A 12,784-nucleotide genomic window follows, 5' to 3' on the forward strand; every position below is an offset into this window, starting at 1 on the left:
CACCACCCCCCAGGTCATCAAGGACAGGGGGACACAGTCATGCCGGGCCCGGAGGCCAGCGGCCCTCTTGCAGGACCGCGGAAAACATAACGGGGACGGGGGTGACGGGGGTGACGGGGTGGTGCCGGCCGTTCCGGGTGCGGCCTTCGAAGTGGGCCAGGCCGAGGGCCTGTTTCATCTCGCGGTCGTCGTGCTCGATGCGCCGGCGGAGCTCGGCGAGGCGCACGAGCGTGGTCAGGGGCATGCCGGAGGGCAGGCCGGACAGCGAGAACTGGACCGTCTCGGCCTCGCCGGCGGCCACTCGGACAGCAGCCGGCATTCGGGCAGTGCCGGGCCGTCGGCCGCGCGGACGATCTCGCGCCCGGCGGGCCGGATGCGCAGGGAGACGAACCGCGAGTACACCCGCGTCAGACCGGATCGGCCTTGCCCGGGCGGGAGCCCTCCCGCCGTTGCACGGGCCTGGCCGCCTTCCGGCCTGCCCCGATGACCAGTTGTTCCACCCGGCTGCGGTTCGTCCGGGTATTTCGCCACCGGCGGCCGCCCCCTCCCGCGGGAGGGGACGGCCACGGGCACTGCCGCGCCGGGCCGGGCGGACAGCGTGCCGGAGATTCCCAGCACGTAGTTCACGCCCCGGGCCTGCAGACCGAGCCGGAAGCCGCCGCATCGCCGTAACCGGCGTCCGCGATGGCCGGCGGAACCTCGATCCCCCACGACCGGGCCTCATCAAGCATGCCGAGAGCGGGCTGCCGCTTCTCCACATGTCCGACCTCGTCGGGGATGCCGCACGCGGCGCGACCTTGCCCGCATCGGGCCGCGCGGACCGGGGATCCCAGGTCTTCGGCAGGAACAGCCGCCAGTCGACCGCCGCCGACGCGTGGTCCGAGGCCAGGTGCGGCGAAACGCCCACCTGGCAGTTGGTGACCTTGCCCGCGGTCCCGGTGCACTGCCGCGACGCACACGCCGAGGCGTCACCGTCCTCGAGGAACCCGGTGTCGCCGAGGACCACGGCAGCCGGAGCGATCACTGCCTGCACCATGCGCGCCAGCCGGGCCCGCACATGGGCCGGATCCCACGGACCGGCGGTCACGAAATAGGCCGTGGCCTGGCGGTTCCCGTCCCCCCGAGTCGCGGCTGCCATCGGCTCCACCGACTTACGCCGCCGGTCGGTGAGCAGTCCACGCAGGCAGAGCTGCCCGCCCCGAATCGCCGGTCCCACCTGCGGCAAACAGGACGAGGCCGGCTCACTCGGGTTCTTGGGAACGCCCGGCGGGAAGAATGAGAAAGGTCCGCTGCCGGCATCGCCGGGGGCTACTGTGTGGCGAGCGGCGAGCGGCGGGCCGCACCGAGCACCGCGCCCTGACGGGCCCGGTCGAGCACCGTTCGTACCACGGGCCTGAACAACCGGGCTGAGTACAGCCACCGGCCCATCCGTCGACGTGGGCATGCCATGAACGGCGCTCGCTCCGTCGGCAGCACTCAAGGATTCGCGCCTTCAGCGAGATCGCAGGCCCCTGCCCTTTCGGCCGGCCCTCGGTCCAGCACAGATTCTGACGATGCGTCAGCGACGCTGTCGGCCGGTGGCCGGTGCCCGCGCACACACGATGGGAGAAACGCATGAGAACGGTCGTGCTGACGGTCGACGTGGTGCGCGACGGCACCGGCGTACTCGACGTGTCCTGGGAGTTGGCCGGCGACGGGCCGGTGGACGTGGCGGTCGGGCCGACGCCCGGGACGATCGACCACGATCATCCGGTGGCGCGTGTCGACGATGCCACGAGAGTGTCGCTGCCGGGACTGGGACCCGGCCGGCACTACGTGTCCGTCGCGCCCGTCGACGGGGGCGAGGCGATGCTCGCCGCCGAACGCGTGATGCCCCTGGAGGGAGCGAGCAACTTCCGGGACCTGGGCGGATACCGCACGAAGGACGGCGGCCTCACCCGGTGGGGCCTGGTCTTCCGCGCGGACGCGCCCGACCGGCTCACCGCCGCCGACCTTGCCGCGATCGACCGCCTCAGCCTTCAGGTCGCTTTCGACCTGCGCACCGACGGAGAACGCACGAAGGCGCCCTCCGCGCTGCCTGCCTCGGTTCGGCGCGAGACGTTCGCCATCGGCGGCGAGGCCGCGCGCGCCACCCCGCTCGCCGAACTGTTCCACCGTGGCCGGGCCGGCTCCGTCCCGGACGACTTTCTGCACCGGGTCTACCTGGACATGGTCGAGCAGGACCCGGCCGCCTTCGGCCGGGTCCTGAACGGACTCGCCGCGCCGCACGGCGTACCCGCGGTGATCCACTGCACCGCGGGCAAGGACCGCACCGGTCTGGCGGCAGCGCTGCTGCTGTCGGTGCTCGGCGTGGACGAGACGACGGTGCTCGACGACTACACGCTGAGCAGGCTCTTCTTCAGCGAACACCGGATGGCTCGGCTGCTGCCCCGGCTCGCCGGGCTCGGCCTGGACGAGGAGCGCTACCACACGGTGTTCGGTGCTCCTCGGCATGCGATGGCGAGCACACTGGACACCCTGCGCGGACGGTACGGAACGGTGAAGGACTACCTGGTCGGGCGCGCGAACGTGACACCCGCGACGATCGAGGCGCTGCGAGCGCGGTTGGTGGCGCCGGCACCGCCCGCAGCACTTCGTCATACGGAATCCGGTCAGGCGGGCTGCGCCCAGCCGATGCGGTAGCCGAGGACCCGGCTGAGGGCACCACTGGGCAAGGTGCCCTTCAGCCTGGCGGCCGGCGAGCGGGCGCCGAGCGCGACAATGGCCTCGACCCGCTGCCTGCGCAGGTGTTCGTAGCGGGACGGGGCCTGCGGCCTGGGCAGATCACGCAGGCACTCGGCCGGCGCCGCCGCGTCCTCCAGGGCCATCGACGAGCCCCGACGCCGACGCCGACGCCGACGCCGACGCCGGCGTCGTGGCGTGCGCTGCGCCGCGAGAAGGGACCAGCCTCTCCCGCGGCCAGGTCGCCACGGTGGGCAGGTCGCGGGTGGGCAGCGCGTACAGATCGGTGTACGTCGCGCGGATCAGGTCCGCCCCGAACGGGGGGTCGGCGAGCGTGGCAAGGAGCCGTGCGGTGGGCATGTCGCGGTCCATGGCCGCCGGTTCGGTCCGGCTCGGCTGCGTTCCCCGGGGCAGATGGGCGAACCACCACACCTCGTGCCCGCCCGAGAGGGGGGAGCCGAGGAAGCCCTTGCTGCGGATGAACCGCAGGCGCGCCGGGTCACCGGGAACGTCCACATCGGAGGCGAAGCCGCCGAGGTTCAGCAGCGGGAGGCAGCGTGCGGCGGGCGCGGCCGGACCGATGACCGACCTGGTCCGGGAGCGGATGCCGGCGCAGCCGGTGAGCAGGTCGCCGGAGAGGGACGAACCGTCGGCGAACCGCGCCGCCGCCCCGTCGGCGGTGGTGCCGGCGGCGACCGGCTTCCGGTCGTGCCCGATCCGCGCGCCGCGTGCCACCGCGGTTTCGCCCGGCAGCGGTACAGCCCGGCACGCCGGACCGGCACGAAGCCGGACGGGCCGGCCGCGCCCGCGAGCGACTCACGCGGCGCGGCCTCCTGCAGTCCCAACGCGTCCAGCGCGGCGAGGCCGTTCGGCGCGGCCATCACCCGGAGCCCGACGTCCTTGTCCTCGCGGGCGGGCTTCACCGATGGTGACGTCGACGCCGATCGGGCACAGTGCGACGGTGGTGGCCGGACCGGCCGCTCCTCCGCCGATGACCAGGGCGTGCACGGCCGGCTAGCTCCTCTCCCGTCCGGTCGTGCGGGCATGCGCGATCCGCCCGCCGAACAGGTCGGGCAGTGCCGGGTCGAGTGCGTAGCGCACGAGGCAGTCCTGCCAGCCGACGTCGGCGACGCTGTCGAATCCGGCGTCGGCCAGTTCACCGGCGATCTCGGTCGGGGTGAAGTACGACCGCCATGGCTCCCCCATCCGGGCCATGGCCTCGGCCTGTGCCACGAGCGCCGGTCTGCGGTGCGGCGGCAGCGTGGCGGGCGGCTGGTTGTAGTCGAGGACCAGTTCCGCGGGCGCGGGCAGCCGGGCCACGAAGCGCGCCGTGTCCCTCAGCGCGTCCTTGCTCAGATAGGGGGCCACGCCAAGGAGCAGGAAGAACGCCGGCGCGTGCCGGTCGAATCCGGCTGCCGCGAGCCCGGCTTGTGCGGTCTGCTCGGTGAAGTCGACCGGACAGAACACGACCGTGTCCGGTACCTCGATGCCGGCCTCGGCCAGGCGTTCGCGTTTCCACGTCTGAGTGGCCGGATGGTCGACCTCGAACACCCGCAGCGCCGGATTCCGGTTCCGGTAGGCGAGGGTGTCCAGGCCGGCGCCGAGGACGACCACCTGCCTGGTGTGCGCGGCAGCGCGCAGCGCGTCCTCGGCCACCCGGTGGCGCAGCGCCATGAACAGCCGGACCTCGGCGGGCATGCCGCGGGCGCCGGCCGGTTTCGGGTCCCCGTCGACGCCGCCGATGATGCGCGCCGCCAGGGGGTCGGTGAACACGCGTGGCGCGTCCGCCACTTGGTGCACGGCGCGGGCGCGCGCCGAACTCAACGCGGTGCGGCTGGGCCGGCCCGTCCGCATCACCGATCGCCTCCTGACGTGGTCAACCGCAACTGACGGGCGTGGCTGATCAGCTCGGAGCGTCTGTTGACCCCGAGCTTGACCTTGATCGACGCCCGCTGCGCCTCGATGGTGCGTACCGACAGGCCGAGTTCGTCGGCGATCTGCTGGTGGGTCAGGCCGTCGGCGATCAGTCCGAGCACCTCGCGTTCCCGTCCGCTCAGCGAGCCGTCGGGACGGCTGCGCCGGTCGAACAGCGCCGCACCGAGCGCCGGTTGGAGGTAGCGGCCGCCGGCCGCGAGCGCGTCGACCGCGGCGACGAGTTCGGCGGCGGCGGCGTCCTTGGGCAGAAACCCGTGCGCGCCGGCGGCGAGCGAACTCCGTGCCGATTCCAGGTCGTTGTGCATGGTCAGGATCAGCACCCGGGTGGCCGGCGACACCACCCGCACGGTGGGCAGGACGCCGAGGCTGAGGGTGCCCAGGAAGCTCAGGTCGAGCAGCAGGACGGTGGGCCGGTGCCGCCCCACTTGTTCGACGGTGCCGGCCAGGTCCGCCGCCTCGCCCACGATCCGGTAGCGGTCGTCGGCGAGCAGGGTGCGGATGCCGCAGCGCACGACCGGATGGTCGTCGCAGATCAGAATGGTCGGTCGGGCCAGGGGGGCTTGCGGCGTCATGGCTGGACTTTCGCCTCCGGTACCGGGTTTCTGGGCAGCACGAGGGTGACGGACGTGCCGGTGCGACAGGACCGGACGGTCAGCTGTCCGCCCGCCTCCCGGGCCTGCGCGTACATGGAGGTCAGTCCGAAGCGGGGGCGGGTGGTGGCCGGCTCGAAGCCTTGGCCGTCGTCGCGCACCGTGCACACCAGCTGGTCCTCCCGTGCGGTCACGGTCACCCAGGCGTGCCTGGCATCACTGTGCTTGACGGTGTTGTGCAGCGCCTCGCGCACGATCCGGTAGGCGATCGGGTCGTTGCCCGCCCACTGCCCTGGCGGCGCGGTGCGGTTCTCGGCGACGATGCGGACGCCCGTGGCCGACTGGAGCTGTTCGGCGGTGGCGGCCAGCGCACTGGACAGGCTGGGTTGCGGCGGATCGGGCGCGGTCGAGCCGCCGATCAGGTGGCGGAGGCCGGCGATCTCGTGGTCCAGCAGCTGTTTCAGGTCCGTGCCCAGCTCACGGGGGAGCGGGCCGTCCTGGGCGAGCGCACGGTCCAGCCGGATGCGGGCGATGGCCAGGGCCTGCAGGACGCCGTCGTGCAGTTGCTGGGCCGGCACGGGCGCCGCGCCGCTCATCGCGGGCCCGGGAAGCGTGCGGAGAACAGGCAGACCGCACCGGATCTCACGGTCTCGACGGCCGTGAACCGGGCGTGCAGCTGCTCGTTCAGATCCTCCAGACGATCGTCGAGGTTGTTGAACACTCCGCTGCGGTTGAGCTTGGCCAGCAGCTTCGTGGAACGCTGTGTGTGGTGCGGGCCGTCGCCCAGAACGGTGCTGCCGAACACCCGCGCACCGGGCCGCAGGAACGGCATGACATGGTCGAACACCACCGACTTCTGCTCCATCGCCCCGGGCAGGCAGTGCAGCAGGAAGTTCATGCCGACCGAGTCGAACCGCGCGGAGCGCAGGGCGAACGGCTTGAACGCGTCGCCGACCCGGGCCTCGGGACGATAGCGCCTGATGCGGTGCGTCGCCGTGCCGAGCGCCACCTCGTTGAGATCAAGGAGGGTGATATTCGGTGATTCGACGGGAAAATTACATCTGTCGAGAAACCATCCGGTTCCCGGCCCAATATCCAAATGTGACGCACCGACCTGCCGATCGTAATGTGCCAGCATTCGGCCACGGGGGCAGCGCCACATGAAGCGGCTCATCATGCCGAGCACGAACAGGTCGTAGGCGGCGAGCATCGGACGTCTGTAGAACGCGGCGGCGGTCAGCACGCGTGCGTCGGTGGGCTCCGGGAGCCCGGTCTGCGCCTGGTTCGGTTCCATGTCCTTCGTCCCGGTCAGTCGCGGGTCGCGATGATGAACTGGCCACCGGCCAGCCGGTCGTCGGGCCGCCCGTACCGCGGCCCCAGCTCGCCGCGCTCGGTGATCGCGACGCTCCAGCCCTGGCCGGCCACCCAGTCCCGCCCCCCGGAGCCGAGTCCGCCGCGGACCATGGTGCTGATCCGGTCCGCGCCGGGCGCGGTCAGCGCGGCGGCCGCGGCCCTCGGGTCCGGCCCCGGCCTGTCGGAGTGTTCGAACACCAGCCTGCTGCCCGGCGCGGACAGCCCTCCGACGTCGGTGACCACATGCCGTGCCTGGTCGGCGGTCAGATAGGGGAGCACACCCTCGGCGACCCATGCGGTCGGCCTGCCCGGGTCGAACGTGCTGTCGGCGAGGCGCGCGGCGAAGTCCTCGCGCAGGTCGGCACGGACGGCGGTGCGCGAGCGGCCGGTCGGCCGCGCGCCCGCGTCGGCGAGCGCCTTGTCCTTGAAGGCGAACACCGAGGGGGTGTCCACCTCGAACACGTCCGCGGTCGACAGCGGCAGCCGGAAGGCGCGTGCGTCGAGACCGGCCCCGAGGAGCACCACCTGGGTGCAGCCGCCCGCCACCGCATCGCACACGAAGTCGTCGATGAACCGGGTGCGCACCACCCCCCGGGAGTAGAACAGGTCGACCCAGGCGACCAGCGACGGCCACTCGTCCGTGCCGAGCACCGTCTTGGCCGCGTCGACGAACGACCGGGCGTACGGATCGTGGAACATGCGGTCCGCACGACGGGATTCCATGGCTCTGGCCATCGCCACCGCGACCGCGGTGATCCCGACACCGGCCGGCGCCTCGGGCGGCGCTGCTGACGCGTCCATTCTCGTCTCCTCACACCCGGGAAAAGCAATTGAATAAGTGAAGCAGCGCGCCCGAAAAGGCGTCAATCGATTCTGCAGGTCGACCATGATTCATTCGCGGGGATGGGGCCGGCCTCATTCTCGGGAACTAGGCGATTCAGTTCTCTCGGCCGACGTTGATTCGGCGAATTTCTGCGTAGTCTGGGATTCGGGTTCGCCGCCTTAATGCGAAGGGAATGCCCGTGTCGACATTCACAATTGACGAGCTGATGGAGATCCTGGTCGTCAGAGCCGGACTGCCCCGGTCCGCGGTCACCGACGACCCGAGTGCCACGCTGCGCGACGTCGACCTGGACTCGCTGGCGCGACTGCAGCTCGGGGTGGAGATCGAGGACCGCTACGGGATCGAGCTCGACGGGGCACCGGCGGACACGACCTTCGGCGAGCTGGTGGCCCTGGTCAACGAGCGGCTGAGCGAGCACGCGGGATGAACGACGAGCGACGTGTCGCGATCACCGGGATCGGTGTGGTCGCACCCGGTGGCGCAACGCGGAAGGCGTTCTGGCAGCTGATCACCGACGGGCGCACGGCGACCCGTCGGCTCTCGCTGTTCGACCCGGCGCAGTTCCGCTCCCAACTGGCCGCCGAGATCGACTTCGACCCGCTCGCCGCGGGTCTGACGCAGCAGGAGGTGTTCCGCAACGACCGGTCCGTCCAGTTCGCGCTGGTCGCCGCCGACGAGGCGATGGCGGACTCGGGTCTCGTACCGGACGGCGGCCTTGACCACGACCGGACGGCCGTGTGCCTGGGCAGCGCGGTCGGCGCGAGCACCCGCCTGGAGGACGAGTACGTGGCGACCAGCGACGGCGGCCGGAACTGGCTGGTCGATCCGGAATACGGCTCCGGCTTCCTCTACCAGGCGTGGATGCCCAGCAGCATGGCCGCTGAGGTCGCCTTCCGGTACGGTGCACACGGCCCGGCCTCGGTGGTCTCCACCGGCTGCACCTCGGGCATCGACGCGGTCGGGCAGGCGTACCAGCTGATCCAGGACGACATGGCGGACATCGTGGTCGCCGGCGCGAGCGACGCGCCCATCACACCGATCTCGATGGCCTGCTTCGACGCCATCGGCGCCACCAGTACCCGCAACGACGACCCCGAACACGCGTCCCGGCCGTTCGACGCGACCCGCGACGGGTTCGTGATGGGCGAGGGAGCGGCCGTACTCATCCTGGAGGAGTACCAGCACGCCAGGCGGCGGGGCGCGCACATCTACGCGGAGATCCTCGGCTACGCCAACCGGTGCAACGCCTTCCACATGACCGGGCTGCGTCCGGACGGAGCCGAGATGGCCGCCGCGATCGGCAGTGCGCTGGACCAGGCACGGATGGATCCCAGCGCACTGGACTACGTGAACGCGCACGGCTCGGGCACCCAGCAGAACGACCGGCACGAGACCGCCGCGTTCAAGCACAGCCTCGGCGCCCACGCCTACCGGGTGCCGGTCAGCTCGATCAAGTCCATGGTCGGGCACTCGCTCGGAGCGATCGGCTCCATCGAGGTGGCCGCGACCGCGCTGGCCATCGAGCACAACGTGGTGCCGCCCACCGCCAACTACGCCCACCGCGACCCGCTGTGCGACCTGGACTACGTGCCCAACACCGCACGCGACCACCGGGTGGACGTCGCGCTCTCGGTCGGCAGCGGGTTCGGCGGGTTCCAGTCGGCGATCGTGCTGGCAGGGATGCGCTGATGGCTGCCGTGATCACGGGTCTCGGCGTGGTCGCACCGACCGGCATCGGAGCGGCCGAGCACTGGCGTGCCACCCTGGCCGGCGAACTGGCGGTGCGGCCGATCGAGACGTTCGACACCAGCCGCTACGCCACCAGGCTGGCCGGCCAGATATCCGGTTTCGACGTGACCGAGCATGTGCCGGACCGGCTGGCCGTCCAGACCGACCGGTGGACGTGGCTGGCGTTCGCCGCGACCGGTATGGCCCTGGCCGACGCCGGATACGACCCGGCCGCCCACGATCCGTACGCCACGTCGGTGATCCTGGGCAGCGGATCGGGCGGCAACGAGTTCGGCCAGCGCGAGATCCAGGCGCTGTGGAGCCGGGGCCGCAAGGCGATCGGCGCGTACCAGTCCATCGCCTGGTTCTACGCCGCGAGCACCGGGCAACTGGCCATCCGCCACGGCGCCAAGGGACCGTGCGGGGTGGTGGTCTCCGACTCGGCGTCCGGCATCGACAGCCTCGGCTGGGCCGACCGGTCGATCCGACGCGGCACCGGCGCCGTGCTGGCCGGCGGCACCGAGGCCCCGATCGCCCCGTACGCGCTGACCATTCAGATGTCCGACGGCCACCTGTCGACCGCGACCGACCCGAGGAACGGCTACAAGCCGTTCGACCGGGCGGCCAACGGTCATCTGCCCGGCGAGGGCGGCGCGATCCTCGTGGTGGAGGACGAGGCCGCGGCGCGGGCCCGGTCCGCGCCGGTCGGCTACGGCGTGATCGCCGGCTACGCGGCCACCCAGGACGCGCACCACTACCGGACGGCCGCGCCGGACGGGCGGCAGTACTCCCGGGCGATCGGGCTGGCCCTGCAGCGGGCCGGCGTACGACCGGACGAGGTCGACCTGGTGCTGGCCGACGGCGCCGGCCGCCCGGATGCCGATGCCGCCGAGGCGAAGGCGCTGTGCTCGGTGTTCGGCGCGCACGCGGTCCCGGTCACCGTGCCGCAGGGTCTGGTCGGGCGGTTGCTGTCCGGTGGTTCGGCGCTCAGTGTGGCCACGGCGCTGCTCGCGATGAGGAACGGTGTGATTCCGCCGGTGGGCAACCTGGACGATCCTGATCCGGCGTACGGCCTCGATCTGGTGCGCCGGCCGCGCGAACGCAGACTGGACACGGTGCTGGTCACCGCCCGTGGCCAGGGTGGTTTCAACAGTGCGGTGGTATTGCGGGCCTGCAGACGGGCTTGACGTCGGCGGCGACCTCGGGCCTGCGACGGACGGCTTCGAGCAACTCGCCTTGCGGTGCGGGGGCTGTACCGAGCAGCGCCGGAGGGCGCCGGAGGGCTGGGCGCACGTCCACCGGCACGGGTGGTACTCCCCGCTGTTCTGGAGTCGGGACGCGGGTGCACGGGGGCGCCGTCGGTTCGGCGTGCCGGAGCCGGTTTCCCTCGCCGAACCCGTCGTGCACGTGAGCTGGTACGAGGCCGACGCGTACGCACGGTGGGCCGGGCGGCGCCTGCCCACGGAGGCGGAGGGGGAGAAGGCGGCACGCCACGACCCGGCGTCCGCCAGGGTGCTCCTTCGCGGTCACCGGCAGGCTGCCACCCGGTGACCGCTTCCTGTTGGGCGCCGATCCGGTCGAGGACCCCGAGGTGCTCATCGCTTCGTCATGCGTTCATGAGGTCGGGACACACCTCGTCGCCCCGGCCGCCGCTGGTTCACGAGATCAAGGAGTACGTGTCGTTCTACGACGACGTCGCCAAGATCGAAGTGGTCTTTCCGCTCCGGCGTCGGTGGTCAGCTCGGCGCTCCGAGCGGCACCTGTTCCACCACACGGTGGTCCTCGGTGAACGGCTCGGTGCCGCTGGCCCCGGCAGGCGAGCCCACCACGGCGAAGATCTCCCGGTCGGCGGTCCGGTACCCCTCCCACTGATCCGGAACGTCATCATCGTAGAAGATCGCCTCGACAGGGCACACGGGCTCGCATGCGCCACAGTCCACGCACTCGTCCGGCTGGATGTACATCTTCCGCGGGCCCTCGTAGATGCAGTCGACCGGACACTCGTCGATGCACGCACCGTCCTTCACATCGACGCAGGGCTGAGCGATCACGTACGTCATGCGGGACTCCCTACGGTCAAGGTTTCGGGCAAAGCGTCAACGGGGGTGTCGGCCACAGGCACTCTGTCTTCGATCTCGCAGATGGGGGCGCCGGAGGTGAGGGAGGCGCCTACCTCTGCTGCGAGGCCCTTGATGGTGCCTGCTTTGTGGGCGTTGAGGGGCTGTTCCATCTTCATGGCTTCCAGGACGACGACCAGGTCGCCCTCCTTGACCTCCTGGCCTTCCTCGACGGCGACCTTGACGATGGTGCCCTGCATGGGGGAGGCGAGGGTGTCGCCGGAGGCCGCCGGGCCGGATTTCTTGGCCGCGCGGCGTTTGGGCTTGGCGCCGGCGGCGAGGCCGGTGCGGGCCAGGGACATGCCCAGCGATACCGGGAGGGAGACCTCCAGGCGTTTGCCGCCGACCTCGACGACGATGGTCTCCCGGTCCGTCTCGTCCTCCGCCTCACTGTCGGTCGGGGCGGCGAAGGGCTTGATCTCGTTGACGAACTCGGTCTCGATCCACCGGGTGTGGACCGTGAAGGGGTCCTGGCTGCCGGTGAGTTCGGGGGCGAAGGCGGGGTCGGTGACCACCTTGCGGTGGAAGGGGATGGCGGTGGCCATGCCCTCGACCTGGAACTCCGCCAGCGCCCGGGCGGCGCGCTGGAGGGCCTGTTGGCGGGTGGCGCCGGTGACGATCAGCTTGGCCAGCAGGGAGTCCCAGGCGGGGCCGATGACGCTGCCGGACTCGACGCCCGCGTCCAGGCGCACCCCGGGGCCGGTGGGCGGGTTGAAGGTGGTGACGGTGCCGGGGGCGGGCAGGAAGCCGCGGCCGGGGTCCTCGCCGTTGATGCGGAACTCGAAGGAGTGGCCGCGCAGTTCGGGGTCGCTGTAGCCGAGTTCCTCGCCGTCGGCGATGCGGAACATCTCGCGTACGAGGTCGATGCCGGCGACCTCCTCGGTGACCGGGTGCTCGACCTGGAGGCGGGTGTTGACCTCCAGGAAGGAGATCGTCCCGTCCATGCCGACGAGGAACTCGACGGTGCCGGCGCCGACGTAGCGGGCCTCCTTGAGGATCGCCTTCGAGGAGGCGTACAGCTCGGCGACCTGTGCCTCGGACAGGAACGGGGCGGGGGCCTCCTCCACGAGCTTCTGGTGGCGGCGCTGGAGGGAGCAGTCGCGGGTGGAGACGACGACCACGTTGCCGTGGGAGTCGGCCAGGCACTGGGTCTCCACATGCCTCGGTTTGTCGAGGTAGCGCTCGACGAAGCACTCGCCGCGTCCGAAGGCGGCCACGGCCTCGCGGACGGCGGAGTCGTACAGCTCCGGGACCTCTTCCAGCGTCCGGGCGACCTTCAGGCCGCGTCCGCCGCCGCCGAAGGCGGCCTTGATGGCGATCGGCAGGCCGTGCTCCCGGGCGAAGGCGACGACCTCGTCGGATCCACTCACCGGGTCGGGCGTGCCGGCGACCAGCGGGGCACCGGCGCGCTGGGCGATGTGACGGGCGGCGACCTTGTCGCCGAGGTCGCGGATGGCCTGCGGGGGCGGGCCGATCCAGGTCAGGCCGGCGTCGAG

At 71.6% G+C, this 12,784-nt stretch carries 12 protein-coding genes and 3 pseudogenes; 5 read left to right on the forward strand and 10 right to left on the reverse strand.

The features are described from left to right. Positions 1–37: 37 nt before the first annotated feature. Positions 38–1,201 (reverse strand): annotated as a pseudogene (locus ACWCRB_RS45710) (IS701 family transposase); the annotation flags it as partial. A gap of 413 nt (positions 1,202–1,614) precedes the next feature. Here ACWCRB_RS45710 and ACWCRB_RS45715 point away from each other — a divergent pair. Next, positions 1,615–2,682 (forward strand): tyrosine-protein phosphatase, encoded by a 1,068-nt coding sequence (locus ACWCRB_RS45715; RefSeq protein ID WP_451001725.1) that lies wholly within the window; start codon positions 1,615–1,617, stop codon positions 2,680–2,682. Here the strand turns inward: ACWCRB_RS45715 and ACWCRB_RS45720 are convergent. The 7 genes from ACWCRB_RS45720 to ACWCRB_RS45750 all read right to left on the reverse strand — a co-directional run bounded on the left by ACWCRB_RS45720 (position 2,652) and on the right by ACWCRB_RS45750 (position 7,400). Beyond that, the gene (locus ACWCRB_RS45720) at positions 2,652–2,867 is read right to left on the reverse strand and encodes a hypothetical protein (RefSeq protein WP_451001726.1); all 216 of its coding nucleotides are present in this window, start codon (positions 2,865–2,867) and stop codon (positions 2,652–2,654) included. The genes ACWCRB_RS45715 and ACWCRB_RS45720 overlap by 31 nt on opposite strands. Continuing rightward, positions 2,824–3,456, reverse strand: a complete 633-nt coding sequence (locus tag ACWCRB_RS45725) for a hypothetical protein (RefSeq protein WP_451001727.1) — start codon at positions 3,454–3,456, stop codon at positions 2,824–2,826. The genes ACWCRB_RS45720 and ACWCRB_RS45725 overlap by 44 nt, the downstream gene beginning before the upstream one ends. A gap of 279 nt (positions 3,457–3,735) precedes the next feature. Continuing rightward, complete coding sequence (locus ACWCRB_RS45730; RefSeq protein WP_451001736.1) at positions 3,736–4,575, reverse strand: class I SAM-dependent methyltransferase; 840 nt, start codon at positions 4,573–4,575, stop codon at positions 3,736–3,738. After that, complete coding sequence (locus ACWCRB_RS45735) at positions 4,575–5,228, reverse strand: response regulator (protein ID WP_451001728.1); 654 nt, start codon at positions 5,226–5,228, stop codon at positions 4,575–4,577. Before ACWCRB_RS45735 ends, ACWCRB_RS45730 begins: the two co-directional genes overlap by 1 nt. After that, the gene (locus tag ACWCRB_RS45740; protein ID WP_451001729.1) at positions 5,225–5,842 is read right to left on the reverse strand and encodes a sensor histidine kinase; all 618 of its coding nucleotides are present in this window, start codon (positions 5,840–5,842) and stop codon (positions 5,225–5,227) included. The genes ACWCRB_RS45735 and ACWCRB_RS45740 overlap by 4 nt, the downstream gene beginning before the upstream one ends. Continuing rightward, positions 5,839–6,540: a class I SAM-dependent methyltransferase gene (locus tag ACWCRB_RS45745; protein ID WP_451001730.1), complete on the reverse strand. Its 702-nt coding sequence runs from the start codon at positions 6,538–6,540 to the stop codon at positions 5,839–5,841. The genes ACWCRB_RS45740 and ACWCRB_RS45745 overlap by 4 nt, the downstream gene beginning before the upstream one ends. 14 nt (positions 6,541–6,554) lie before the next feature. Continuing rightward, the gene (locus ACWCRB_RS45750) at positions 6,555–7,400 is read right to left on the reverse strand and encodes an SAM-dependent methyltransferase (protein WP_451001731.1); all 846 of its coding nucleotides are present in this window, start codon (positions 7,398–7,400) and stop codon (positions 6,555–6,557) included. A 221-nt stretch (positions 7,401–7,621) separates the two neighbouring features. Between ACWCRB_RS45750 and ACWCRB_RS45755 the strand changes: the two genes are divergently transcribed. The 4 genes and pseudogenes from ACWCRB_RS45755 to ACWCRB_RS45770 all read left to right on the forward strand — a co-directional run. Continuing rightward, positions 7,622–7,870 carry an acyl carrier protein gene (locus ACWCRB_RS45755; RefSeq protein ID WP_451001732.1) on the forward strand — a complete coding sequence of 83 codons (249 nt, stop codon included), beginning with the start codon at positions 7,622–7,624 and terminating at the stop codon, positions 7,868–7,870. After that, a complete protein-coding gene (locus ACWCRB_RS45760) occupies positions 7,867–9,132 on the forward strand; it encodes a beta-ketoacyl-[acyl-carrier-protein] synthase family protein (protein WP_451001733.1) in 1,266 nt (421 codons plus the stop codon). The genes ACWCRB_RS45755 and ACWCRB_RS45760 overlap by 4 nt, the downstream gene beginning before the upstream one ends. Next, entirely contained in the window at positions 9,132–10,358 is a 1,227-nt protein-coding gene (locus tag ACWCRB_RS45765) for a beta-ketoacyl synthase N-terminal-like domain-containing protein (protein ID WP_451001734.1), read from the forward strand. Before ACWCRB_RS45760 ends, ACWCRB_RS45765 begins: the two co-directional genes overlap by 1 nt. Before the next feature lie 10 nt (positions 10,359–10,368). Beyond that, positions 10,369–10,683 (forward strand): annotated as a pseudogene (locus tag ACWCRB_RS45770) (SUMF1/EgtB/PvdO family nonheme iron enzyme); the annotation flags it as partial. A gap of 224 nt (positions 10,684–10,907) precedes the next feature. Here the strand turns inward: ACWCRB_RS45770 and fdxA are convergent. Beyond that, complete coding sequence (fdxA, locus tag ACWCRB_RS45775; RefSeq protein ID WP_451001735.1) at positions 10,908–11,231, reverse strand: ferredoxin; 324 nt, start codon at positions 11,229–11,231, stop codon at positions 10,908–10,910. Positions 11,232–11,296: 65 nt separating this feature from the next. Beyond that, positions 11,297–12,784 (reverse strand): annotated as a pseudogene (locus ACWCRB_RS45780) (acetyl/propionyl/methylcrotonyl-CoA carboxylase subunit alpha); the annotation flags it as partial.

This window comes from Streptomyces sp. NPDC002156 (assembly GCF_053593675.1).